Origin of the sequence: Mycobacterium timonense, from assembly GCF_025821985.1 — a bacterium.
Lineage (GTDB): Bacteria > Actinomycetota > Actinomycetes > Mycobacteriales > Mycobacteriaceae > Mycobacterium > Mycobacterium avium.
In genome coordinates, this window is the sequence record NZ_JACKSY010000104.1 from 95516 (window position 1) to 117295 (window position 21780).

Sequence of the window (21780 nt, forward strand, 5' to 3'; positions counted from 1 at the left end):
GCATGAGTCACTGTAGCGCACGCCTGCCACACGGCATCAGGGTTGCGCGGCACCGCCGTGCAAATTTGGCCGTCCCGAGATCACCCGGAACCGCGCGCGGCACAACTTATTTGACGCACGTGTTAGCCAGCGGGCACCCAGTTGCCGTGGAAGCCCATCGGGACCCGCTGCGGCAGGTGCACGGCCGCCACCTGCTCGAGACTCTGGGCGTCCAGCAACACCAGCTGGTTTTCGTCGCGGCCGCGGTGATAGCCGAAGCCCATCAGGATGCCGTCGTCCTCCGTGCCGTCTTGGCCGCCGGCCGGGTTGGGCACGAAGCACATCTCGCCGATCAAAAGGTCGGGGTCCAGCGGCGCGACCCGGCGCGAGCCGGTGGCGTAGTCGTGCTTGTACAGGCCGGTGGACATCTCCGAGGCGCCGTCGGACAGGTAGCCGCCGTCGGTGCCGACGGTGTAGCCGAAGCGGTGCCGCCGGCCCAGCAGGGCCTCGTTGATCCGGGGGAACTCCTGCGGGCGGTCGTCGCGCAGCTCGCTGCCGACCGCCCCGGTCGCCAGGTTGACGGTCCAGCGGTCCAGCGTCGGGCGGGTGTCGCCGGGACCGCGCAGGTCGCGGTCGAACATCCGCGAGTAGCGCACCACGTCGAGCACCAAAACCTTTGCGCCGTCACGTATTTCGGAGTAGGCGTTGAGCGGGTGGTAGACGTAGCAGGGCTCGATGTCGAACCACCGAACCTCGTCGTTACCGCCGTCGCGGGGCATGACGCCCAGCCGCGCCGGGTAGGCGTCGTTCCACCGGTAGGGCATCCGGTGCAGCGGCTGCCGATTGCGGTTCATCGCCGTGGCCATCGGGCCGGGCAGCTGCACCCGCCCGAGCAGCGACTGCACGACCAGCCGGGCCGGTGCGCTCAGCCAGCGCGGCACGTCGGCCGGCATCACCTGCACGGGGTCGAACGTCACCGGCAGGTCGTAGATCACCACGTACTCGTCGGTGAGCGAGAAGTCGTGCATCATCGGCGACCCGCTCACCTCGATGTCGACGGTGCGCCGCGCGCGCCCGGCGGTGTCGATCACCGAGTACTGCACGCGGCGCCCCCGCCCGAACGAGTAGGAGACGGCGTGCAATTCGCCGGTGCGGGGGTCGCGGTGCGGGTGGGCGGTGTAGCCGCCGAACAGGGTTCCGTCGAAGTCGCAGGTGCCGACGGTGTCCAGGTCCTCGGTGAGCCGGTAGTTGGCGCCGCCCCCTTCGACCAGGGCCAGCGTCTGCCCGGCGTGGCTGAGCACGTTGGTGTTGGGTCCGACGGACAGCATTCCGGCGCGCGGGTCCAGCCCGCCGGGCGCGGGCTCGCCGAGCGCGGCGCACACGTGCGCGGTGCGCACCCAGCGGTTGCGATACCAGCGGGCCCGCCCGTCGCGCAGCGCGACGCCGTGGACCATCCCGTCGCCGCTGAACCAGTGGTAGGTCGCCGGGTCGACCTCGGCGACCGGGTTGGGGCCGTTGCGCAGGTAGCGCCCGTCGAGGTGGTCGGGAATGCGTCCGGTGACGGGCAGGTCGAACGCGGTGACTTCGGCGCGCACCGGCGCCAGGAAGCCGTCCAGATAGGGATTGGCGACGGTGCGCGTGGTGGTCATGCCCGACTCCTATAACATTGATATGACGCTGTTATTGCGACGGTACGCCGGGGAAGGGACGATCGCAACGATGACTTCGCAACCAGCCCCGCAGCGCAACGTCCGCGACGGCATGCTCGCCGCGGCCGTGGCGCTGCTGCACGAGCACGGTGCCGACGCGCTGCAGACCCGCAAGGTCGCCGGGGCGGCGGGCACCTCGACGATGGCGGTGTACACCCATTTCGGCGGGATGCGCGGGCTGATCGCCGAGGTGGCCGAGGAGGGGCTGCGGCAGTTCGACGCCGCGCTGACGGTGCCGCCGACCGACGACCCGGTCGCGGACCTGTTCGTGATCGGCGCGGCCTACCGGCGCTACGCGATCAAACATCGGCACATGTATCGGCTGATGTTCGGCAGCACCAGCGCGCACGGCATCAACGCGCCCGCCCACAACGTGCTGACGCTGACGGTGGCCGAGATCGAGCAGAACTACCCCAGCTTCGCGCACGTGGTGCGCGCGGTGCACCGGTGCATGCGGGCCGGGCGGATCACCGCCGGCTCGGCCGACGACGACGGCGCGGTGGTGGCGACGGCGGCCCAGTTCTGGGCGTCCATCCACGGGTTCGTGATGCTCGAGCTGGCCGGCTACTGCGGCGACGACGGCTCGGCGGTGCTGCCGGTGCTCGGCTCGATGACCTCGAATCTGCTTGTCGCTCTTGGCGATTCACCCAAGCGGGTGTCGCAGTCGATGCGCTCAGCGATGCTCGGGAGCTGAGCACACGAAACCCCCGGGGCCTGCACGGGCAGGCGTCCCGGGGGTATCGCGCGAACCGGCTTACTTGACGGTGACGGTGGCGCCGGCGGCCTCGAGCTTGGCCTTGGCGTCGTCGGCCGCCTCCTTGGCGACCTTCTCCAGCAGCGGCTTGGGCGCGCCGTCGACCAGGTCCTTGGCCTCCTTGAGGCCCAGGCCGGAGACGATCTCGCGGACCACCTTGATCACGCCGATCTTCTTGTCGCCGGCGGACTCGAGGATCACGTCGAACTCCGACTGCTCCTCGGCGGCCTCGGCGGGCGCGCCACCGGCGGCCGGGCCGGCCGCGGCGACGGCGACCGGGGCGGCCGCGGTGACCTCGAAGGTCTCCTCGAACTTCTTCACGAAGTCGGAGAGCTCCAGCAGGGTCATCTCCTTGAACGCGTCGAGCAGGTCGTCGGTGGACATCTTTGCCATGGGTGTGGGTCCTTCCTTGTTCTTCCCAAGTTCCGGGTTTGGTGGTTATTCGGCGTCGGCCGGGGCCTCGGGGGCCTCGGCGGGTGTTTCGGCAGCTGGTTGCGGGGCCTCGGCGGGGCATTCGGCGGCCTTCTTCTCCTGCAGGGCGGCCGCCAGGCGGGCGACCTGCGAGGCCGGGGCGTTGAATAGCCCGGCCGCCTTGGCCAGGTTGCCCTTCATCGCGCCGGCCAGCTTGGCCAGCAGCACCTCGCGGGACTCGAGGTCGGCGATGCGCTCCACCTCGGCGACCGAGAGCGCCCGGCCGTCCATGTAGCCGCCCTTGATGACCAGCGCCTTGTGCTCCTTGGCGAAGGTCTTGATGGCCTTGGCCGCGTCGACCGGTTCCCCGGTGACGAACGCGATGGCCGTCGGGCCGGCGAAGAGCTCGTCCAGGCCCTCGATGCCGGCCTCCGACGCCGCCCGCTTGACCAGCGTGTTCTTGGCCACCGAGTAGGTGGCCGCCCCGCTCAGCGAGCGCCGCAGCTCGGCCAGGTTGGCGACCGTCAGACCCCGGTACTCGGTGATCAGGGTCGCGGTCGCCTCCTTGAACTGCTCGGCGATGTCTGCAACGGCGGTGGCCTTGTCAGCCCTGGCCATGCCTACCTCCTGCTCCTGAAGTGAAAGTCAGTGCGACGTGTCGTCTCGTGTCCCCCGAAAACGACGAACGCCCCGGCGCAGGACACGGCCGGGGCGTAACGAACAACCGGCGCTGATGCCGGCGCTGCTGCCTCGTCCTCCTGCGTGGGCCGCCGGGATGTTCCCGGACCTTCGACCGATTGCTCGGTGACCGACGGTCTTCGGTGGATCGGCTAACACCATAGCGCGGGCCGCGCGATCAGCCAAAACGGCGTCTTCACGGTTCAGGTGACGGCTCGGTTCACGGCTCAGGTGACGGCTCCGGTGACCGCGACGGTGAGCAGCACATAGGCACCCAGCAGCAGGACCACCCGCAGCCGGTGGCGCCGGTCCCAGCGCGCCGCCAGTTCGCGCGACAGCTGCCCGGTGGCCGGCCATTTCGCGATCCGGTTGTTGATCGGCACCAGCATGGTCACCGTCACCAGCACCACCACGGCCATCAGGCCGGCGGCGACGCCGACCAGCCAGTCGTAGGGGGCGCCCCGTTCCTGCACGGCGAGCGAGCCCAGCAGCAACAACGTCATCGCGTACCAGAACGGCATCACCGTGCCCAGCGCCCGCGCGGCGCCGCCGCGGGCGGTGCGGAAGGCGTCGTCGGGCAGCCGGGCGATGAGCGGGTGGAAGAACACCGCGACCGCCAGCTCCACGCCGACCATCAGCCCCATGATCACGACCGCGAGTGCGTCGATGCTGTGGTCCATCGGGTCAGCCTAGGAGCCGGCGGGTCGCGCCAGGGTCGCCAGCCGGGCCGCGCCGATCAGTCCGGCATTGCCGCCGAGTTCCCCCGGCACCACCGTCAGCCCGGACAGGAAGTCCAGCCCGGCGTAGTGGGCCAGCCTTTCGCGCAGCGGGTCGAACAGCAGCGGCCCGGACTGGGCGACGCCTCCCCCGATCACCACCACGTCCAGATCGCACACCGCACCGACCGAGGCGATCATCGCCGCCAGCGCGTCGGCCGACCGGTGAAACGCCTTCTGCGCCAACGGGTCTGAGGCCGCGGCGGCGGCCAGGTCCCGGGCGCCGGCCCCCGGCGCCGCCGACCACCCGTTTTCGCGCGCCCAGCGCACCATCGACGGCCCGGAGGCCACCGTCTCCACGCAGCCGTGCCCGCCGCAGGTGCAGGGCCGGCCGTCCAGTTCGACCACCACGTGCCCGACGTGACCGGCGTTGCCGGTGCGGCCCGGGTAGGGGGCGCCGTCGAGCACCAGGCCGCCACCCACCCCGGTGGAGACCACCATGCCCAGCAGGAAGCGGGCGCCGCGTCCCGCGCCCAGCCACTGCTCCCCCAGCGCCATGCAGAGCCCGTCGCCGCCCAGCACCACCGGTGTCGCGGGCACCACCGCGGCGACCTTGTCGCGCAACGGGAAACGGTGCCAGCCGGCGATGTTGATCGGGCTGACGGATCCGCTGGGTAGGTCGACGGGCCCGGCCGACGCGATACCCACGGCCGCGATCGGGGCGCCGGCCGCCCGCACCTCCTCGGCGATCAGGGCGTGCACCACATCCCACACGTCGTCGGCGGGTGCCGGGTTGGGGGTGGGGCGGACGGCGGTGTGGACCAGCGTGCCGGCCGAATCAACAAGTGCGGCAGCGATTTTGGTGCCGCCGATATCCAGGCCGAGAGTGAGCATGCCGATCAGTGCCGATGCGTGTTGTCGGGTTGGCGGGGGTCGCCGGGATGCTCGTAGCCGGGCGCGAGCCGCACCAGCGCGGCGCGGCGTTCGTCCAGCCACAGCCGGAAGGCCCGCCGCCGCGCCGCGCCGCGCAACTGCTCGCGGATCGCCCGTCGCACCTCGTCCAGCGGCGGGGCAACCAAAGCCGTTGTGTGCCAAACATTTTGGACGGGCTGCGACGGGGCGAACCGGAGCGGGTTGCGGGCGTGGTAGGCGGCCAGCTCCGGCTCGGCGACGTCCACCGCGGCGGTGACGTCGGCGAACAGCGCCCGGGCCAGCGGGTCGGCCAGCACGGCGGCGGTCACGCTGCCGATTTCCAGCCAGGCGGTCACGTCGGGCAACAGCTCGGCCTCGTTCGGCGCACCGGCCGGGGTCAGGCCGCGCGCGGCCGCCTCGGCGGCGATGACGCGGCGGGTCACGATCAGTTGGGTCAGCCAGCGCCGCAGTTGCCGGCCCTCGCTGGTGCCGGGCGTCGGCAGCGCCGCCGCGCCGCGCCCGCCGCGCAACCGGGCCTCGGCGGCGTCGACCTCGACGGAGGAAACCGGGACGCCGGCAACGGTCGCAACCGGGTGGCCGCTCATGTGACCGTCACCCGCACCGCCGGCGAGTAGAGCAGTTCGCCCGCGCAGCCGATCCGGACCAGCGCCCACCACTGGCCGGGGTCCAGCCAGGCCGGCGGGGCCAGCCGGAAGCCGAGGTCGACGGCGCCGCGGGCGGGCAGGACGGCGCCGACCGCGGCGGGCCCCATCCAGTCCCAGGTGCCCCACGGGCTGATCAGGTGGGCCTCCAGCGCCAGCTCGGCGCGGGCGTGGCTGCCGACGGCGACGGTCAGGTCCGCGGCCTCGCCGGGTTCCAGCGTGACCTCGGCCGGCTCGTCGGCCAGGTAGATCAGCGGCGCCCGCTCGGCGTCGCCCACCGCCATCACGCACACGTCCTCGACGCCCTGGCGCCAGGACGCCGGGAGGTGGTCCCCGCTGAGGCGCAGTTCGGCCCGGACCGGATAGAGCCCCGGTGCGGCGCGGGCCGGGACCGACACCGCGATGTCGGCCTGCAGGTGCTGGCCGGCGCACAGCCGCAGCGGCAGCTCGGCCGGGTCGGCCGACCAGCCGTCCGGGCAGCGCAGCAGCACCGCGCCGGCCAGCGTGGCATCGGTGCAGTCGCTGGCCGCCGACAGCCGCAGCGTGACCCTGCTGTCCGGGTCGGCCGACGCCCGCGCCGGATGCAGGTGGGCGACGGCGGGCAGCCCGCCGAGCGGCGCGGGGCCCCGGTTGTGCAGCCAGTAGCGCGCGTAGAGCGGCTGGGCGGCCTCGGCGTGCGGCGCGAGCGCGGCGGCGCCGGCCGGGGCGGCCGGCGCGTGCAGGCGGGCCAGCACCGTGGCCACCTGGTAGCCGTGCAGGTCGATCGAATTCACTTGGCGGGACGGCTTTTCCAGCAGATCGGCGGCGTGCAGGTCGCTCACCGTGGCCACCTCGGAGTCGACGGCGACGCGGGTGCCCGCCCCGGCGGTTTCCACCAGCCGCAGGGCCACCGCGGTCGGGTCGGGCCGTGCCGCGCTGCCCGACGCCAGCGGGTTGCCGGCCGCCTTGAGGGCGGCCAGCTGGACCGATTCGGCGGGCTGCACCCGCAGCAGCGAACCGGCCGGCGGCAGACCGGGCCCGGTGCCCGCGCCGCCGCCCGCCGCGACGGCTAACAGCGGATTCCCGAATTGCGCGCTGCGAGCAGGGATTTCGGCGCGCCGCCAGTCGCCGGGGCCGCTGACCAACGCGTAGTCGAAATGGTGGGTCCAGTGCTGCAGCTGGAAATTGGAGCCGTCCGGCGCGCTGCGGCGCGGGTCGTCGATCCAGATGCCCGACGGCCAGCCGGTGCAGGACCGCAGCAGCGCGGTGTGCAGGGTGCCCGCAGTGTCGACGGCGAAGCTGGGCACACCCCGGTTCAGCAGCGCGACGGTGTAATCGTCGAAACCCTCTGTCCGCGAAGGCGATTGCTGGGTGACGGTGATCTCGGCGTCGCCGAGGTCGTCGACCAGCGCGGCGATCGCCGCGCGCAGCTCGCGCTCGTCGCGGCCGTCGACCACCAGCACCGGCAGCGCCCGCGCGTCGCGCAGGTCGGCGTCGGGCAGCCACACCGCGGCCAGCGGGGCGCGGGCCGGCACCCACAGCCTGGCCCGGCCGGTCGCGGCCAGCTGACGCCGCAGCTCGTCGGCGTAGGCCGGGTCGGCGTCGGCCAGCACGGCCGCGGTGAAGGCGTTGCGGCGCGGCCCGCCCAGCGCGACTCGCACGTCGGGCAGGTTGGAGTCGACCTCGAGGTGGCCGTAGCGCGGCCCGTCGGCGGCGCTGCAGGTGGCCGTGACGCCCGCCCGGACCAGCGCGACCAGCAATTCCCGGGCCAGCGGGCCGGACGTCGTCTCCGCCGGCGACACCACCTCGGCCACCGACAGGCACCGGAGGCCGCCGTCGCTGATGCGGACCCGGGCCGCCGAGGACAAGCCGAACCAGCCGTAGGCCGGGTTGTCCAGGGTCCACGGGTGCCGGGCGGTGTCCAGCGCCCGGTCCCCGTCGTGCAGCAGCGCGAAACCGCGGCCGACGACGGCGTCGCCGACCTCGCTGACCGGCATGGCCCCCGGCACCGGGCACGGCCAGCGCAGCCGCACCAGCCGGTCGGCGCTGGTGAACTCGTCGATGGTGGTGCGGCAGTCCACCCGCGCGACGCCGCGCCACAGCGTCAGGGTCTGGGTGTAGCGCAGCAGCGTGCCGATCCGGCCGTGCACCACCACCCGCTCCCCGAGCGGGCCCCGGTAGGCCCGCACCCGCGCCCGCGTCGCCGACGAGCACACCACCGGCCCCTTGGGCAGCAGGTGCCACGGGCCCTCGCCCTGGCTCGGGTGCGACGGGTACTCCTCGTAGACGGCCAGCTCGTTGCCCACCCGGCCCTCGCCGATCAGCTCGCGACCGTCGGCGATCAGCGACGCCACTGTCCCGCCACGCTCGGCGTCGACCGCCAGCCGGTAGTGCTCGTTGGCGATCGCGCTGCCCCGCAGCGGCGCCCACCCGCTCGCCGCCTCGCCCGCGACCAGCCGGTAGGCGCGCCAGCCCAGCGACGGCACGTCGCGGGCCAGCCAGCTGACCGAGCGCCCGCCGTGCTCGACGTGCGCGGGCACCTCGGCGCCGTCCGCGTCGAGCACCCGCACCCCGGCGCCCGGCGCCGCGTCCAGCCGCGCGGTGACCACGTCGGTGCGCCGGCCGTTGAGCGGGTTCCACACCGTCACGTCGGCGCCGTCGACCCGGCGAGACAGCAGGGCCAGCGCGTCGTCGCGGACGGTGCGGCCCAGCTCCCAGGCGTCCCGCCAGCCGGTCAGCAGGTCCAGGTAAACCTGGTCGGATTCCGAGCCGGTGATGGCGTCGTGGTGGGCGCCGTAGGCCAGCTGCACCCAGGCCTTGGCCAGGGCCGCCTGCGGGTATTCGGCGCCGGCCAGCAGCCCGGCGAACACCGCGAAGCGCTCGGCGGCCAGCACCGTGTTCTCGGCGGCCCGGTTGGCCTGCTTGGTGTCGATGTAGGACACGTCCTTGCCGGTGTAGATCGGGTTCATGTCGCGGGTCTGCGGGGACGGCGCGCCGCCGCGCTGCGCCAGTTCGGCGCGCACCGCCGCGAAGAACTCCCGGGGCAGCGCGCACACGAACCGCGGCCAGGTGTAGCGGGCCGCCCAGTCGCGGTGGATGGCGGTGACCCACTTGTTCGGTGGGGTGTAGTCGGTGCCGACCGGCAGCAGCACGTTGCGGGTCAGCGCGACCTTCTTCAGCTGGACGAACAGCGCGTAGGTGGCGTCCTGCGCCTCGGCCAGCGACGCCGCCGAATCCATCCACCAGCCCGCCGAATAGTGCGCGGGCATGTAGTGGGTGAGCAGGCCGCGGCCCGACGGCGCGATCCACTCGAATTCGCTGGAGAACTGCATGCGCTCGACGCCGCCGTCGGAGCCGTCGCCGGTCGCCGGGCCCCACTGGTGGTGCGGCCCGCGCGCCCAGGAGCTCGACGTCAGGCCGGCGTCGGCGGCCAGCCCCGGGAACTGCGGATCGTGACCGAACACGTCCAGCTGCCACGCGGTGGCCGGGTCGGCCCCCAGCACGTCGCGCTGAAAACCCATGCCGTGCACCAGGTTTCGGATGGTCGTCTCCGGGCTGGTGAGGTTGGTGTTGGGTTCGTTGTAGGTGCCGCCCATCACCTCGACCCGGCCCTGCGCGATGAACCGGCGCAGGTCGGCGCGGTCTTCGGGGCGGGTGTCCCAGTACGGCTTGAGGTAGTCCACCTCGGCCAGCACGAACTTGTACTCGGGCTCGCGGCGGGCCATCTCCAGATGTGCGTGCACCAGGTCGAAGCCGTTGGTCTGCCGGGCCCGCCCGGGCGGGTCCTCGGTCCACTCGCTGGTGTAGGCGCCCTGGGTGTTCCACCACACCGGGTCGTAGTGGAAGTGGCTGACCATGAACATCGTCCAGCCCGGCTCGGCCACAGTGAATTCGAACGGCAGCTCCGCCTCGCCGGCGCCCGCCCGGGCGGGCCGGCGCTGCCCGACGACGGGTTCGTCGACCGTCACCGCCACCTCGATGACCTCGGCGCCGGGTTCGGCGAGCGCGCGCCCGCGCAGACCGGGGCCGTCGACGCGGACCGGGGTGCGCTCGGCGCAGCCGGCGACGGCGACGCGCACCCGCTGCAGCGGCGCCTCGGGCGGCCCGACGAACAGCTCGGTCGAGAGCGCCGACGTTATTTCCATGCCGAAACCACCTGCATCCCCGCACTTTACGGCCCGCACAGCCTAAGATCGACCGATGCCCGCTCTCGCCCGTCCGGTGGCCGACGAACGCAGTGCCCTGTGCGAATTCCTGGCGTATCACCAAAGCGCCTACTTCGCGGTGTCGCACGGCCTGACCGACGAGCAGGCCCGCTCGGCGCCGTCGGTCAGCGCCTTGTCGATCGGCGGGCTGATCAAGCACGCCACCGGCATGCAACGCAGCTGGATGGCCCGCGTCGCCGCCGCGCCCGGCGCACCCCCGAAGGACACCCGCCCGTTCGAGCAGGTCGCCGCCGAGTTCGCCGACCAGCACGTGATGCGGCCCGACGAGACGCTGCAAGAGCTGCTGGACGCGTTCGAGGCCCAGAACGCCGAATCGCTGCGGCTGGCACGGACCGCCGACCTGGACGCCGCGGTGCCGGTGCCGCACGACATCCCCTGGTTTCCCAAGGACCAGCAGGCCTGGTCGGTGCGCTGGGTGATCCTGCACGTCATCAACGAGCTGGCCCGGCACGCCGGGCACGCCGACATCATCCGGGAGACGATCGACGGCGCCACCATGTACGAGTTGATCGCCGCGCGGGAGGGCTGGGCCATCGAGGGCTGGGTGCAGCCCTGGAAGGGCGGCGATCGGCGCTAGCGGATTGGGACTCGCCAGCGCCGATTTGGCACACTGCACTGATGAGCTCTACCAAACATCGAGAGGTGGCCAAGCTCGACCGGGTGCCGTTGCCGGTCGAGGCGGCCCGGGTAGCGGCGACCGGTTGGCAGGTCACCCGCTCCGCCGCTCGCATCCTCACCAAGCTGCCGGCCAAGGGCCCGTGGCAGCAGAAGGTGATCAAGCAGCTCCCCCAGACGTTCGCCGACCTGGGGCCCACCTACGTCAAGTTCGGGCAGATCATCGCGTCCAGCCCCGGCGCGTTCGGCGAATCGCTGTCCCGGGAGTTCCGCGGCCTGCTGGACCGGGTGCCGCCCGCCGACCCCGACGAGGTGCACAAGCTGTTCCTCGAGGAGCTCGGGGCCGACCCGTCCGAGCTGTTCGCCAGCTGGGACGAGACCCCGTTCGCCTCGGCGTCCATCGCCCAGGTGCACTACGCCACCCTGCACACCGGCGAGGAGGTCGTCGTCAAGATCCAGCGGCCGGGCATCCGCCGCCGGGTCGCCGCCGACCTGCAGATCCTCAAGCGCTTCGCCCAGGCCGTCGAGCTGGCCAAGCTGGGCCGCCGGCTGTCCGCCCAGGACGTGGTCGCCGACTTCTCCGACAACCTGGCCGAGGAGCTGAATTTCCGGCTGGAGGCCCAGTCGATGGAGGCCTGGGTGTCGCACCTGCACGCCTCGCCGCTGGGCAAAAACATCCGGGTGCCGCAGGTGTACTGGGACTTCACCACCGACCGGGTGCTGACCATGGAGCGGGTGTCCGGGATCCGCATCGACGACGTCGCCGCGGTCCGCAAGGCCGGGTTCGACGGGGTTGAGCTGGTCAAGGCGCTGCTGTTCAGCCTGTTCGAGGGCGGGCTGCGGCACGGCCTGTTCCACGGCGACCTGCACGCCGGCAACCTCTACGTCGACGAGGCGGGCCGCATCGTGTTCTTCGACTTCGGCATCATGGGCCGCATCGACCCGCGCACCCGCTGGCTGCTGCGCGAGCTGGTGTATGCGCTGCTGGTCAAGAAGGACCACGCCGCGGCCGGCAAGATCGTGGTGCTGATGGGCGCCGTGGGCACCGTGAAACCCGAAGCCCAGGCCGCCAAGGACCTGGAGAAATTCGCCACCCCGCTGACCATGCAGACCCTGGGCGACATGTCCTATGCCGACATCGGCCGCCAGCTGTCGGCGCTGGCCGACGCCTACGACGTCAAGCTGCCCCGCGAGCTGGTGCTGATCGGCAAGCAGTTCCTCTACGTCGAGCGCTACATGAAGCTGCTGGCACCCAAGTGGCAGATGATGTCGGATCCGCAATTGACCGGGTATTTCGCCAACTTCATGGTCGAGGTCAGCCGCGAGCACTCCTCCGAGTTCGAATCCGACGTCGAGGTCTAGGGCCTTCGATGGTGCAGGTCCGCACGGGGCACGCCATATCAGGCGACCTGAAGCTCTACTACGAGGACATGGGCGACATCGACGACCCGCCGGTGCTGCTGATCATGGGGCTGGGCGCCCAGCTGCTGCTGTGGCGGACCGCGTTCTGCGAGAAGCTGGTGGGCCGCGGGCTGCGGGTGATCCGGTACGACAACCGCGACGTGGGGCTGTCCAGCAAGACCGAGCACCGCAGCTCGGGGCAACCGCTGGTCACCCGGCTGCTGCGGTCCTGGCTGGGCCTGCCCAGCCAATCGGCGTACCGGCTGGAGGACATGGCCGACGACGCCGCGGCCGTGCTGGACCATTTGGGCATCGACGACGCCCACATCGTGGGGGCGTCGATGGGCGGCATGATCGCCCAGATTTTCGCCGCCCGGTTCCGCCAGCGCACCAAAACCCTGGCGGTCATCTTCTCCAGCAACAATTCCGCGCTGCTGCCGCCGCCGGCGCCGCGGGCGCTGCTGGCGCTGCTGAAGGGGCCGCCGCCCGACTCGCCGCGCGAGGTGATCATCGACAACGCGGTGCGGGTCGGCAGGATCATCGGCAGCACGCGCTACCGGGTGCCCGAGGAGCAGGCGCGCGCCGAGGCCGCCGAGGGCTACGACCGCAACTACTACCCGCAGGGCGTCGCCCGACACTTTTCCGCCGTGCTGGGCAGCGGCAGCCTGCGCCGCTACAACCGTCGGACCACCGCGCCCACCGTGGTGATCCACGGCCGGGCGGACAAGCTGATGCGGCCGTTCGGGGGCCGCGCGGTGGCCGGCGCCATCGACGGCGCCCGATTGGTGTTATTCGACGGGATGGGTCATGATCTGCCACAGCAGTTGTGGGATCAGGTGATCGGCGTGCTGGCGAACAACTTCGCCAAGGCCAGCTGAGCCAAAAACTCTCGGTAGAAACGGTTCCCCGCAATTTTCAGTCCAAGTCACAGAGTTGTACGGTTGTCGAAGGAGGGTGGGTGTAACCGATGGCCAAGCTGAAGCCGTATTACGAAGAGTCGCAAGCAACCTACGACATTTCCGACGACTTCTTCGCGTTGTTCCTTGACCCCAACATGGTGTACACCTGCGCCTATTTCGAAAACGACGACATGACGCTGGAACAGGCGCAGCTGGCCAAGCTGGATCTGGGGCTGGACAAGCTGAACCTCGAACCGGGCATGACGCTGCTCGACGTCGGCTGCGGCTGGGGTGGGGCCGTGGTGCGGGCGTTGGAAAAATACGACGTGAACGTCATCGGTATCACGCTCAGCCGCAACCACTATGCGCGCACCAAGGAGAGGCTGGCCGCGATCCCGACCACCCGGCGCGCCGAGGCGCGGCTGCAGGGTTGGGAAGAGTTCGACGAGCCCGTCGACCGGATCATCAGCTTCGAGGCCTTCGACGCGTTCAAAAAGGAACGCTGGCCCGCGTTCTGGGATTGGGCCTACAAGAGCCTGCCCAACGACAGCCGGATGCTGATGCACAGCATCTTCACCTACCCGCAGTCGCAGTGGAAGGAACGCGGCATCCCGATCACCATGTCGGATCTGCGGTTCTTCCACTTCCTGGGCAAGGAGATCTTCCCCGGCGGGCAGATGTGCGGCGAAGCCGACATCGTCGACCTGTCCCAGGCCAGCGGCTTCTCGCTGGAGCAGGTCCAGTACCTGCGGCCGCACTACGCCCGGACCCTGGACACCTGGGCAGCCAACCTGGAGGCCAACCGGGAGCAGGCCATCGCCATCCAGTCGCAGGAGGTCTACGACCGCTTCATGCGCTACCTGACCGGCTGCGCGGAGCTGTTCCGCAAAGGAATCTCCAACGTGGCCCAATACACCCTGACCAAGTAGCGCAGTAGACTTTGCATCCGCGGTCGGGCCCGCGACGCGCACTCGCACCGTCAGGAACGCCTCCTCCAGGAGAACAGGACGAACATGGCTGAGCAACCGAGTAGCCCGACCAAGACCCGGACACGTTCGGAGGACATCCAGGCGCACTACGACGTCTCCGACGATTTCTTCGGCCTGTTCCAGGACCCGACCCGGACCTACAGCTGCGCCTACTTCGCGCGCGACGACATGAGCCTGGAAGAGGCCCAGTACGCCAAGATCGACCTCAACCTGGACAAGCTGGACCTCAAGCCGGGCATGACGCTGCTGGACATCGGCTGCGGGTGGGGCACCACCATGAAGCGCGCCGTGGAGCGGTTCGACGTCAACGTGATCGGCCTGACGCTGTCCAAGAACCAGCACGCCCGCTGCGAGGAGCTGCTCGCCTCGCTGGACAGCAACCGCTGCCGCCAGGTGCGGCTGCAGAACTGGGAGGACTTCAACGAGCCGGTCGACCGCATCGTGTCCATCGAGGCGTTCGAGCACTTCGGCCACGAGAACTACGACGACTTCTTCAAGCGGACCTTCGACATCATGCCCGACGATGGCAGGATGACCGTGCAGAGCAGCGTCAGCTACCACCCCTACGACCTGGCCGCCCGCGGCAAGAAGCTGAGCTTCGAGACGGCGCGGTTCATCAAGTTCATCGTCACCGAGATCTTCCCCGGCGGCCGGCTGCCGTCCACCCAGATGATGGTCGATCACGGCGAGAAGGCGGGATTCGTTGTGCCCGAACCTCTTTCGTTGCGGCCGCACTACATCAAGACGCTGCACATCTGGGGCGACACGCTGGAGTCGAACCGGGACAAGGCCATCGAGGTCACCTCCGAAGAGGTGTACAACCGCTACATCAAGTACCTGCGCGGCTGCGAGCACTACTTCACCGAGGAGATGCTCGACTGCAGCCTGGTGACCTACCTCAAGCCGGGGGCGGCCGCCTGATTTTCGCGGCGGCTGTCGGATTAGGGCTGCGCCGTTCGTCGAGTAGGTAGAGAGTGGAACACACGGTTCCGCTCACCACCTGGAGGTGACGACATGCAGTACTTCGCGCTGTTGATCAGTAGGGAGCAGGAGCGCAAGCCCGACGACGCGGCCGCCGCCATGGCGGCGTGGGAAAGCTTCCACGCCAAGGCCGGTCCGGCGATCAAGGCCGGTGACGCGCTGGCGCCCGCCGCGGCCGCGGCCGTCATCACCGGCGGCCCCGACGCGCCGGTGGTGACCGACGGCCCGTTCGCCGAGACCGCGGAGGTGGCCTGCGGCTACTACATTTTCGAGGCCGAAAACCTCGACGAGGCGCTGGCGCTGGCGCGCGACGTGCCGGTCGCCGCGTTCGGGGCGGTGGAGCTGTGGCCGGTGGTGCACGCGGTCGAGCCGTCCCGCAGGATCACCGGCAACGACTGGCTGGCGCTGCTGCTGGAACCGGCGGAATCCGCCCACACGCCCGGCACGCCGGAGTGGGAGGCGGTGGCCGCCAAGCACGCGGAGCTGCACGCGGCCGCCGGCGACCACATCATCGGCGGCGCCGCGCTGCACGACAAGTCGACCGCCACCACGGTGCGGGTGCGCGACGGCGAGGTGCTGATCACCGACGGGCCGTATGTGGAGAGCGCGGAGATCGCCACCGGGATCTACCTGCTGGGCGCCGCCGATCGCGACGAGGCCGTCAAGATCGCGTCCATGATTCCCGCGTCCACGGTGCAGCTGCGCCAGCTGGCGGGAGTCTCCGACCTGTAGGCGCATGGCCGACCTGGACGGCGTCTTCCGCCGGGAGTGGGGACCCGCCGTCGCCGCGCTGGCGCGGTGGTCGGGTGACCTCACCGTCGCCGAGGACGCCGTCCAGGAGGCCTGCGCCGAGGCGCTGCGCGCCTGGCCCCGCGACGGGATGCCCGCCAATCCGGGCGGCTGGCTGGTCACCGTCGCGCGCAACCGCGCCCGCGATCGGCTGCGCCGCGAATCCGCGCGTCCCGGAAAGGAATTGGCCGCCGTGCTGGACGACATTCGGGCGCGCACCGATGCCGCCGACCCGCATCCGGTGCGCGACGACGAGCTGCGGATGATGTTCACCTGCGCGCACCCGGCCCTGGACCGACCGTCGCAGCTGGCGCTGACGCTGCGGTTGGTGTCCGGGCTGACCGTCGCCGAGATCGCCCGGGCGCTGCTGCAGTCCGAGGCCGCCATCAGTCAGCGAATCACCCGCGCCAAGAACAAGGTTCGCCACGCCAACATCCCGCTCAGGGTGCCGCCCGCCGAGCTGCTGGGCGAGCGCACCCCGCACGTGCTGGGCTGCGTGTACTCGGTGTTCACCGAGGGCTACTGGTCCACCGCGGGGCCGTCGGCGATCCGGGACGACCTGTGCGACGAAGGCATTCGGCTGGGCGCCGAGTTGTGCGCGCTGCTGCCCCACGAGCGCGAGGCACACGCGCTGTCCGCGCTGATGCTGCTGCACGATTCGCGGCGCGCCACAAGGGTCGACGCCCACGGTGTGCCGGTGCCGCTCGAGGAGCAGGACCGTACGCGCTGGGACCGCCGGCGCATCACGGCCGGACTGGACCGGTTGCGTTATGCCGAGGGGTCGAGCGGCGCCTACCTGCCGCAGGCGGTGATCGCCGCGCTGCACGCCACCGCGCCGTCCTGGGAAGAAACCGACTGGGTCACCATCTGCGCCGCCTACGACCGGCTATGGCAATTGACCCGTTCACCGGTGGTGGCCGCGAATCGGGCGCTGGCGATCGGGCTGCGCGACGGTCCCGACGCCGGCTTAGCCGCCTTGGAGGAGGTGGACGAACCTAAGCTGGAACGCTCGAATCTCATCGCGACGCTCCGCGCCGATCTCCTGCGGCGCGCCGGGCGGCCCGCCGAGGCGCTGCCCTGGTACCGAATCGCGTTGCAGTCCAACGGATCCGAGCCGGGCCGCGAATTCCTGAGGCGGCGCATCGCCGAGTGCACTTCAGCTGCCGAAAGTGCAACTGGCGACGCATTTCCCGAGAACGGCCGTCGCCAGTTGCACTCTCGCGGAGGGACCTAGGCCTCGGCGAAGTTGCGGGTGATCGACGGGTCCACCGGAATGCCCGGGCCCGTCGTCGTCGACACGGTGATCTTCTTCAGGTACCGGCCCTTGGACGCCGACGGCTTGAGCCGCAGCACTTCGTCCAGCGCGGCACCGTAGTTCTCCGCGAGGGCCTTCTCGTCGAACGACGCCTTGCCGATGACGAAGTGCAGGTTGGCCTGCTTGTCCACCCGGAAGTTGATCTTGCCGCCCTTGATGTCGGCGACGGCCTTGGCGACGTCGGGGGTGACGGTGCCGGTCTTGGGGTTGGGCATCAGGCCGCGCGGGCCGAGCACCCGGGCGATGCGGCCCACCTTGGCCATCTGGTCGGGCGTGGCGATGGCCGCGTCGAAGTCCAGGAAGCCGCCTTGGATCTTTTCGATCAGGTCGTCGCTGCCGACGATGTCGGCGCCGGCGGCCTGCGCCTGCTCGGCCTTCTCGCCGACGGCGAACACCGCGACCCGGGCGGTCTTGCCGGTGCCGTGCGGCAGGTTGACCGTGCCGCGCACCATCTGGTCCGCCTTGCGCGGGTCGACGCCGAGCCGGATCGCCACCTCGACGGTCGCGTCCTGCTTGGTCGACGACGTCTCCTTGGCCAGCTTGGCCGCCTGCAACGGGGTGTAGAGGTTGTCGCGGTCCACCTTCTCGGCGGCCGCGCGATATGCCTTGCTGCGCTTGCTCATTGACTCATCCAATCTGGTGTTGGGTCGTGGTTGGCGGGCCGAAGCTGGCCCTCCCACGGTGTTGTTTCTCGTCGAATAAGCCCTTCGCACTCCTACGCTGGGCCTCGTTCCTCGGCCCGCTCCGTCGTGCTCAGGTTTATTCGACGAGGGGTCCTACTCGACGGTATCTTTGCGTCGATTCGTCCTTCGCACTCCTACGCTGGGCCTCGTTCCTCGCCCCGCTCCGTCATGCTCGGACTACTCGACGGTGATACCCATCGACCGGGCGGTGCCGGCGATGATCTTGGCCGCGGCGTCGATGTCGTTGGCGTTCAGGTCGGCCTTCTTGGTCTCGGCGATCTCCTTGACCTGGTCCCAGCTGACCTTGGCGACCTTGTTCTTGTGCGGCTCGGCCGAGCCCTTACCCACACCGGCGGCCTTGAGCAACAGCTTGGCCGCGGGCGGGGTCTTGAGCGCGAACGTGAAGCTGCGGTCCTCGTAGACGGTGATCTCGACGGGGATGACCTGGCCGCGCTGGTTTTCGGTGGCGGCGTTGTAGGCCTTGCAGAACTCCATGATGTTGACGCCGTGCTGACCGAGCGCGGGCCCGACCGGCGGCGCCGGGTTGGCCTGCCCCGCCTGGATCTGGAGCTTGATCAGCCCGACGACTTTCTTCTTCGGGGCCATGAGATGTTGTTGTCCTTCCTGGTTTGTGCCCGGCGCCGGCGCCGGTTCAGAGCTTGGAGACTTGGCTGAAGGTCAGTTCCACCGGCGTTTCGCGGCCGAAGATGGACACCAGCACCTTGAGCTTCTGCTGCTCGCCGTTGACCTCGCTGATGGTGGCCGGCAGGGTGGCGAACGGTCCGTCCATCACCGTCACCGACTCGCCCACCTCGTAGTCGACCTCGATGGCCGGACGCTCCAGGCCGCCCGCCTCGGCGGCGGCCGCGGTGCTGGCCGCACCCTTGGCGACCTTCTTCGTCGCGCCGCGCGGCAGCAGGAACTTCACCACGTCGTCGAGCGACAGCGCCGACGGGCGCGACGTCGCGCCGACGAACCCGGTGACCCCGGGCGTGTTGCGCACCGCGGCCCACGAGTCGTCGGTCAGATCCATCCGCACCAGGATGTAGCCGGGCAGCACCTTGCGGTTGACCTGCTTGCGCTGGCCGTTCTTGATCTCGGTGACCTCTTCAGTGGGCACCTCGACCTGGAAGATGTAGTCCCCGACGTCGAGGTTCTGCACCCGCGTTTCCAGGTTGGCTTTGACCTTGTTCTCGTATCCCGCGTAGGAGTGGATGACGTACCAGTCGCCGGGCTTGCTGCGCAGTTCGGCCTTGAGCGCGGCGGCCGGGTCAACCTCTTCCGCCGGTTCGCCCTGCGTCTCGGCCGACTCGGCGGCGTCCTCGGTGGTCTCGGCGGCCTCGTCGGCGGCCTCGGTGGCCTCGTCGGTCTCCCTCAGGTCGACCGCGTCACCCGCGGACGGGTCACCGTCGAAGGTAGTCACGGGTTGAGTCCTCTCTGTCACTTTCAAAGCGGCGTCACTCGCTCAGCCGAACACCAGCAGCACCAGCTTGGTCAGGCCGAAATCCGCCAGGCCGACCAGCGCCACCATGAAGGCCAGGAAGGCCAGCACGACGGAGGTGTAGGTGAGCATCTGCTTGCGGTTGGGCCAGATGACCTTCCGCATCTCTGCAACGACCTGCTTGAGGTAGTTGTAGACGAACACAAACGGGTTCGCCCGGGTGTCCGCGGATTTCTTCGGCTTCGCGGCCTTCTTGCGCTTGGCTTTCTCGGCTTTCTCCGGCGCGGAGACCTCGGCCTCGTCCGACGGCTCCGCGTCGGCGTCCCCCGCCGCCCGCTGCCGTGACCGCTTGCCGGTAGGGCGCTGCGGCCGCGTCACCACCGCGGTCCGGCCACCGCCGGCGCGGTCGTCCGTCGTGTCAGCGCCGTCGCTTGCGGCGTCGTTGGCAACGTCGCCTTCGTCGCTCACCGCATGCTCCTTTGTTTGCTAGTACCCCAAGAGCCGTCCCATCAGTGGCGGCATGTCTTCCAGTGTCCACCATGACACGGATCCCTGTTCAGCAGGGGCGACAGGACTTGAACCTGCAACCTGCGGTTTTGGAGACCGCTGCTCTGCCAGTTGAGCTACGCCCCTTCGCGGTTGGCAGGCCAACCTGCGCTTACCTACCGGGGCTTACATGACACGCGCGCCTCCCGATTGCTCGACTCACGGAAAGCGCGCTGATGCTGGGAAAACCCCGAGGCCCGAGTGTACATCGGAGCGGGAGTCAGATACCAATTACGCCGTTCTGACGACCTGGCCGGACTCGGAGTCCCAGCGCAGCTTCGCCGACTGGTCGCCGTTGAACTGACTCATCAGCGTGGTGTAGGCCTCCAGCACCAGCTCACCGTCGTCGTTGGTGCAGATGTTCTTGGTGACCACGATGTCGGCGCCGAACCGCTCGTCCACCGACACGATGTCCATCCGCGCCCACAGCTTGTCGCCGGCCTTGATCGGCTTGGAGAACACGAACCGCTGGTCGACCTGCACGATCACCAGCGTCTCCATGCCGATGTCGACGTGCCGGAAGAAATCCAGCTGGACCAGCTTGGCGAAAATGGTCGCGAAGGTCAGCGGCGCGATGATCGCGTCGTGGCCGAGTTCGGCGGCGGCGTCCTCGGAGAAGTGGGCCGGGTGGCGGTTCTTGACGGACAGGGCGAACTGACGCAGCTGTTCGCGCCCCACAACGAAGTAGTCGGGATAGCGCCAGATCATTCCCCGGATGTCTGTTTTGAGCGCCATGGCCTACGCAAGGATCGCGGACGCGATGGCCCTACCGAAGATCTTCTTGCCGCCCGTGGTGGCCGTCAGCGCGATGGTGACCGACTTGGTCTCCGGGTCCGCCGACTTCACCCGGCCGTTGAACACCAGCTCGGCGCCCTTGCCGTCGTTGGGCACCGGCACCACGGCGGTGAACCGCACGTTGTATTCGGTGACCGCGCCCGGGTCGCCGATCCACGCGGTGACGTAGCCCCCGCCGATGCCCATGGTCAGCATGCCGTGCGCGATCGCGGTGTCCAGGCCGACGACCTTGGCCATCTCGTCGTCCCAGTGGATCGGGTTCAGGTCGCCGGACACCCCCGCGTAATTCACCAGATCCTGACGGGTCAGCGGGTAGACCTTCTCCGGAAGCAGGTCACCCACCTTCACGGAGCTGAACTCACGCAGTGGCATCAGTAAATCCCTCTTCTCCATCCTCGCCGGCACGGCCCGCCAGGGTCGTGTAGGTCTCTTGCACGACGTCACCGGCCTCGTTGGTGATGACATTCTTGGTGACGATGATCTGGGTGCCGTGCGACACCCGCACCGAGTCCACGTAGACGTCGCAGTAGAGCTTGTCGCCCGCCACCAGCGGGGCGTAGAACTTCAACACCTGGTCCACCTGGACGATCTGGGCGTCCTTCACCGCGATGTTGGCGTGCTTGAAAAACGACGACTGCGCCATGTAGCCGAAGACGCAGACAAACGTGAGCGGGGCCAGCAGGCCCTTGTAGCCGAGCTCGGAGGCCGCCTTCTCCTCGAAGTACCACGCGTCGTCGTTCTGCACGGCGACCGCGTACTCGCGGATCTTCTCCCGCTCCACCTCGTAATGGTCGGGGTAGCGGTAGTGCATCCCGACGAGGTTTGTGGTTAACGGCACGGTTCTTAAACTACCTAGTCAATCGGAGTGAACGCGCGCGGCCGGCCGCTAGCGTGTCTCCCGATGCGCCTGGTGCTTACCGCAGTTGGGGCAGTACTTCTTCAGCTCCAGTCGGTCCGGGTCGTTCCGGCGGTTTTTCTTGGTGATGTAGTTGCGGTGCTTGCACACCTCGCACGCCAAGGTGATTTTCGGCCGTACGTCGGTACTGGAAGCCATGACGGTTCTGCCTCGATTCGTGAAAAAATCCGTGCTGTTGGGTTGTAGCGATGGCCGGACTCGAACCGGCGACCTAACGATTATGAGTCGTTCGCTCTAACCGACTGAGCTACATCGCCTCTGGCCACCCCTTTTGGGGTCGGGGCCGCCACGCCTGCTCGGCGTCCGCCGAGCCCCCTAACGGAATCGAACCGTTGACCTTTTCCTTACCATGGAAACGCTCTACCGACTGAGCTAAGGGGGCCG

The 21780-nt window shown here is 69.7% G+C and carries 23 protein-coding genes and 3 tRNA genes; 8 read left to right on the forward strand and 18 right to left on the reverse strand.

The window, feature by feature from the left end:
* Window positions 1–122 precede the first annotated feature (122 nt).
* Window positions 123–1628: a carotenoid oxygenase family protein gene (locus H7I87_RS22960; protein WP_011726095.1), complete on the reverse strand. Its 1506-nt coding sequence runs from the start codon at window positions 1626–1628 to the stop codon at window positions 123–125.
* A gap of 70 nt (window positions 1629–1698) precedes the next feature.
* Here H7I87_RS22960 and H7I87_RS22965 point away from each other — a divergent pair, with 70 nt between their 5' ends.
* Window positions 1699–2382, forward strand: coding sequence for a TetR/AcrR family transcriptional regulator (locus tag H7I87_RS22965; RefSeq protein WP_011726096.1), 684 nt, complete (start codon window positions 1699–1701; stop codon window positions 2380–2382).
* Window positions 2383–2442: 60 nt separating this feature from the next.
* On the opposite strand, the gene rplL is transcribed toward H7I87_RS22965, so the two are convergent.
* From rplL to H7I87_RS22995, 6 genes are all read right to left on the reverse strand, one after another.
* Window positions 2443–2835 (reverse strand): 50S ribosomal protein L7/L12, encoded by a 393-nt coding sequence (rplL, locus tag H7I87_RS22970; RefSeq protein WP_003873555.1) that lies wholly within the window; start codon window positions 2833–2835, stop codon window positions 2443–2445.
* A gap of 45 nt (window positions 2836–2880) precedes the next feature.
* Window positions 2881–3471 carry a 50S ribosomal protein L10 gene (gene rplJ, locus H7I87_RS22975; RefSeq protein ID WP_011726097.1) on the reverse strand — a complete coding sequence of 197 codons (591 nt, stop codon included), beginning with the start codon at window positions 3469–3471 and terminating at the stop codon, window positions 2881–2883.
* Between the two features lie 287 nt (window positions 3472–3758).
* Window positions 3759–4211 carry an anthrone oxygenase family protein gene (locus H7I87_RS22980; RefSeq protein ID WP_011726098.1) on the reverse strand — a complete coding sequence of 151 codons (453 nt, stop codon included), beginning with the start codon at window positions 4209–4211 and terminating at the stop codon, window positions 3759–3761.
* A gap of 9 nt (window positions 4212–4220) precedes the next feature.
* Window positions 4221–5141 carry an ROK family protein gene (locus tag H7I87_RS22985; protein WP_019732054.1) on the reverse strand — a complete coding sequence of 307 codons (921 nt, stop codon included), beginning with the start codon at window positions 5139–5141 and terminating at the stop codon, window positions 4221–4223.
* Between the two features lie 5 nt (window positions 5142–5146).
* Window positions 5147–5764: a DUF7158 domain-containing protein gene (locus H7I87_RS22990; RefSeq protein WP_023862223.1), complete on the reverse strand. Its 618-nt coding sequence runs from the start codon at window positions 5762–5764 to the stop codon at window positions 5147–5149.
* Window positions 5761–9945 (reverse strand): glycoside hydrolase family 38 N-terminal domain-containing protein, encoded by a 4185-nt coding sequence (locus H7I87_RS22995; protein ID WP_033724738.1) that lies wholly within the window; start codon window positions 9943–9945, stop codon window positions 5761–5763. The genes H7I87_RS22990 and H7I87_RS22995 overlap by 4 nt, the downstream gene beginning before the upstream one ends.
* A gap of 76 nt (window positions 9946–10021) precedes the next feature.
* On the opposite strand from H7I87_RS22995, the gene H7I87_RS23000 reads away from it, so the two are divergent.
* The 7 genes from H7I87_RS23000 to H7I87_RS23030 all read left to right on the forward strand — a co-directional run bounded on the left by H7I87_RS23000 (window position 10022) and on the right by H7I87_RS23030 (window position 16934).
* Window positions 10022–10603, forward strand: coding sequence for a DinB family protein (locus tag H7I87_RS23000; protein WP_009979144.1), 582 nt, complete (start codon window positions 10022–10024; stop codon window positions 10601–10603).
* 41 nt (window positions 10604–10644) lie between these two features.
* The gene (locus tag H7I87_RS23005; RefSeq protein WP_023862219.1) at window positions 10645–12003 is read left to right on the forward strand and encodes an ABC1 kinase family protein; all 1359 of its coding nucleotides are present in this window, start codon (window positions 10645–10647) and stop codon (window positions 12001–12003) included.
* 8 nt (window positions 12004–12011) lie between these two features.
* A complete protein-coding gene (locus H7I87_RS23010) occupies window positions 12012–12920 on the forward strand; it encodes an alpha/beta fold hydrolase (protein WP_011726103.1) in 909 nt (302 codons plus the stop codon).
* Window positions 12921–13009: 89 nt separating this feature from the next.
* Window positions 13010–13870 (forward strand): cyclopropane mycolic acid synthase family methyltransferase, encoded by an 861-nt coding sequence (locus H7I87_RS23015; RefSeq protein WP_003873564.1) that lies wholly within the window; start codon window positions 13010–13012, stop codon window positions 13868–13870.
* Between the two features lie 84 nt (window positions 13871–13954).
* Window positions 13955–14851 carry a hydroxymycolate synthase MmaA4 gene (mmaA4, locus tag H7I87_RS23020; protein ID WP_009979148.1) on the forward strand — a complete coding sequence of 299 codons (897 nt, stop codon included), beginning with the start codon at window positions 13955–13957 and terminating at the stop codon, window positions 14849–14851.
* 93 nt (window positions 14852–14944) lie between these two features.
* Window positions 14945–15643 carry a YciI family protein gene (locus H7I87_RS23025; RefSeq protein ID WP_009979149.1) on the forward strand — a complete coding sequence of 233 codons (699 nt, stop codon included), beginning with the start codon at window positions 14945–14947 and terminating at the stop codon, window positions 15641–15643.
* A gap of 4 nt (window positions 15644–15647) precedes the next feature.
* Window positions 15648–16934 carry an RNA polymerase sigma factor gene (locus H7I87_RS23030; protein ID WP_019732797.1) on the forward strand — a complete coding sequence of 429 codons (1287 nt, stop codon included), beginning with the start codon at window positions 15648–15650 and terminating at the stop codon, window positions 16932–16934.
* Here H7I87_RS23030 and rplA read toward each other — a convergent pair.
* The 11 genes from rplA to H7I87_RS23085 all read right to left on the reverse strand — a co-directional run bounded on the left by rplA (window position 16931) and on the right by H7I87_RS23085 (window position 21778).
* Window positions 16931–17638: a 50S ribosomal protein L1 gene (gene rplA, locus H7I87_RS23035; RefSeq protein ID WP_003873568.1), complete on the reverse strand. Its 708-nt coding sequence runs from the start codon at window positions 17636–17638 to the stop codon at window positions 16931–16933. The genes H7I87_RS23030 and rplA overlap by 4 nt on opposite strands.
* Before the next feature lie 237 nt (window positions 17639–17875).
* Window positions 17876–18304 carry a 50S ribosomal protein L11 gene (gene rplK, locus H7I87_RS23040; protein WP_003873569.1) on the reverse strand — a complete coding sequence of 143 codons (429 nt, stop codon included), beginning with the start codon at window positions 18302–18304 and terminating at the stop codon, window positions 17876–17878.
* Between the two features lie 46 nt (window positions 18305–18350).
* Entirely contained in the window at window positions 18351–19121 is a 771-nt protein-coding gene (nusG, locus tag H7I87_RS23045; RefSeq protein ID WP_003873570.1) for a transcription termination/antitermination protein NusG, read from the reverse strand.
* 42 nt (window positions 19122–19163) lie between these two features.
* A complete protein-coding gene (gene secE, locus H7I87_RS23050; protein WP_003873571.1) occupies window positions 19164–19607 on the reverse strand; it encodes a preprotein translocase subunit SecE in 444 nt (147 codons plus the stop codon).
* Window positions 19608–19699: 92 nt separating this feature from the next.
* Window positions 19700–19772 (reverse strand) — tRNA-Trp (locus H7I87_RS23055).
* Between the two features lie 144 nt (window positions 19773–19916).
* Complete coding sequence (gene hadC, locus H7I87_RS23060; protein WP_003879407.1) at window positions 19917–20420, reverse strand: (3R)-hydroxyacyl-ACP dehydratase subunit HadC; 504 nt, start codon at window positions 20418–20420, stop codon at window positions 19917–19919.
* Window positions 20421–20423: 3 nt separating this feature from the next.
* Window positions 20424–20852: a (3R)-hydroxyacyl-ACP dehydratase subunit HadB gene (hadB, locus tag H7I87_RS23065; protein ID WP_003879406.1), complete on the reverse strand. Its 429-nt coding sequence runs from the start codon at window positions 20850–20852 to the stop codon at window positions 20424–20426.
* Complete coding sequence (gene hadA, locus H7I87_RS23070; protein WP_003873574.1) at window positions 20839–21291, reverse strand: (3R)-hydroxyacyl-ACP dehydratase subunit HadA; 453 nt, start codon at window positions 21289–21291, stop codon at window positions 20839–20841. Before hadA ends, hadB begins: the two co-directional genes overlap by 14 nt.
* 75 nt (window positions 21292–21366) lie before the next feature.
* Entirely contained in the window at window positions 21367–21534 is a 168-nt protein-coding gene (gene rpmG, locus H7I87_RS23075) for a 50S ribosomal protein L33 (RefSeq protein WP_003873575.1), read from the reverse strand.
* Window positions 21535–21579: 45 nt separating this feature from the next.
* A tRNA-Met gene (locus H7I87_RS23080) sits at window positions 21580–21653 on the reverse strand.
* A gap of 52 nt (window positions 21654–21705) precedes the next feature.
* Window positions 21706–21778, reverse strand: a tRNA-Thr gene (locus H7I87_RS23085).
* Between the last annotated feature and the right edge of the window lie 2 nt (window positions 21779–21780).